General features: G+C 32.4%; 1 protein-coding gene and 1 pseudogene. Both read left to right on the forward strand.

Annotation, left to right across the window (positions count from 1 at the left end; translation table 11 throughout):
- Positions 1 to 1075: calcium-binding protein (locus tag BHC51_RS00940; protein ID WP_143558700.1), on the forward strand; the 1075-nt coding region annotated here is incomplete at its 5' end.
- A gap of 283 nt (positions 1076 to 1358) precedes the next feature.
- Positions 1359 to 1934: pseudogene (locus BHC51_RS00945) on the forward strand (hypothetical protein); the annotation flags it as partial.

Here is a 1934-nt window from a genome sequence, read left to right on the forward strand (position 1 = left end):
AGGAAATGACAGACTTTACGGTGGAGAAGGAAATGATACCTATGTATTTGCCAAGGGGCATGGTCAGGATTTTGTTTGTGATAGTGATGGTAAATCAGATACGATTCAATTTCTGGATGTGAATTTTGATGAAGTTAAGTTCCGCAAGAATGGTAATACTTTAATTATTTATGGCTATAACGAAGGAGATTCAATTGAAGTAAGAGACTTCTTTTATGCAGGTGATAAATATGCCATAGAAAACTTTGTATTTAAGGATAAGACGGTTACTCTGGAACAATTTCGGAAAGGGGGTATGATATTATATGGTACCGATGGTAATAATGAAATTGATTTCACAATCGGTAAAGCAATAATTTTTGGAGGTAATGGCGACGATCTCATAAGTGGGGGAAATGATGATACTATTCTGGATGGGGGAAATGGAAATGATAGTATGCAAGTTAAAGGTGGAAATAATATTTTGATGGGAGGAGATGGCACAGATACTCTCTATACTAATTATAATGGAAATAATATATTTATTGGGGGGTTAGATAACGATTATCTTTCCGGTGGTGGTGGAAGTGATGTATATATTTTTTCTAAGGGCCATGGTCATGATTTTGTCTGGGATGGTAAGGTTACATTGCAGGGTGATAATAGCAAGGAAGATACAATTATATTTACAGATGTAAATGTAGCTGAAGTTACATTCTGTAAAAAGGGAAATACATTGTTTCTTGTGGGCTATAATGAAGGCGATTCAGTAGAAATCAGAGATTGTCTCTCTAATGATTGTAATAACTGGGCTGCAGTTGAAAAGTTTGTTTTTAAAGACCGGGTGGTGACAATTTCGGAGATAAAAGCTGCATTTAAAAATAATAATAATAAAGATGGTAATTATTATATTTATTTTGCAAGCAGCATAAAACATAATGACGAACTTGGTTATCCTTTGGTAACCAGTCAAGTTCAGCAGCTTGTTAATGCAATGGCTGGTTTAAATACAAATGCAATTGATGGTATGCAAATGTGTGAATTATTGAGTCAAAATGGCTTATTAGATAATTTTGCAACTTATTTTGATAAATAATTTAAACTCAATAAGTTAGATTTAAATTAAAACCTGTGATTAATCATAATCACAGGTTTTTTAATTTTTATAGATTTATTTATAAATACTTCATATCTAATACATAATTTGTTACTATTTAAGCAGATGAAATTCATGTGTGCATGGAGAATATGGTGTTATGTTTAATAATATAATCGTTAATATTTTGCTAATATTTGACGACCCCATTTTTTGGATAGTTAGCATTATCCTAATTATTTTACTTTTACTCTTATGCATTGCTTGGATACTAAATAAGGTAATGGATTTAGGGGAAGCGCATCCAAAGCCGGCAAAATATAGCTTGATTATTCTTGTGTTAGTATCAATGGTGGCTGGTGGCTTTAAAATACGGGATTTATATTATGAAAGACCACCGTATCATTTCTGGAGTGAATTATTAAAGAAAAATCATAAACCATTCAATGTATCACAAGAAGAATTTGAGGCTAAAAACAGAGCTGGATATTGTTGGCGGGATAGGAAATACTATAGCAAAGAAGAGCTTTGGCATAAAGCAATAAAAAGTTTAACTGGGCGAATGATATATGAGAATAATTTGTTTTGGGATAATAAAGTATTAGATGCTGAAGGTAAGCGAAGCTGGACATCTGCTGATTGCGAACGTTGGAATAGTTGTAAAGTATGGCGAGTGCCTGTAAGTTTAACTAATCAAGAGTTTAAAGCTTATATAGGAGATGGGGAGCATTATCGTGAAAAAGTTGATGGGCTAAAAAATGCTGAAAATGTGCAGACCTATATGTACACCTCGGATAAAAACTATATTAATGATGAGTTTCAATTAAAAGATTTTATTCTAATACATGATAACATTGAA

The sequence above is a fragment of the Snodgrassella alvi genome, from assembly GCF_002777745.1.
Taxonomy (GTDB): domain Bacteria; phylum Pseudomonadota; class Gammaproteobacteria; order Burkholderiales; family Neisseriaceae; genus Snodgrassella; species Snodgrassella alvi_D.